Consider the following 400-nt stretch of genomic DNA (forward strand, 5'->3'; position numbering starts at 1 on the left):
CCATCAAATCATCTAAACCTGTTTGTTCCTGAATGGTAACACCTTGAATTTCGAGATAAGTCAGCATTACAGCTAAACCAGTTCTTTTATTACCATCAACAAAAGCATGACCTTTTGAGATAGCTATACCAAACCATGCTGCGATCTCAAAAATGTCGCTTACATTGCTGTAATACATCTGCTGATCTATACGGCTTAATACGCTTTCTAGCTTTTCAATATGACAGCCTATTCGCCCTACGCCAGTTTGTAATAGGATCTCATCATGCACAGCAATGACGAATGTTGAGCTAATCAAACTCATTTATAAGCAAGCTCTTGGATTTCAGCTTTATGCTGATTAATGACTCGTTTTGCACTATGCATCACAACACGTTTAGTCGCTTCGTCATTGCTAAAT

Annotated in this window: 1 protein-coding gene; it reads right to left on the reverse strand. The window is 38.2% G+C overall.

Translation table 11 applies throughout. From position 1 onward, the window contains the following. A partial coding sequence (locus tag DLK05_RS17155) for a type II toxin-antitoxin system death-on-curing family toxin (RefSeq protein ID WP_127345121.1) occupies positions 1-304 on the reverse strand: 304 nt, incomplete at its 3' end. Between the last annotated feature and the right edge of the window lie 96 nt (positions 305-400).

It is taken from the genome of Ancylomarina longa (assembly GCF_003996985.1).
Classification (GTDB): domain Bacteria; phylum Bacteroidota; class Bacteroidia; order Bacteroidales; family Marinifilaceae; genus Ancylomarina_A; species Ancylomarina_A longa.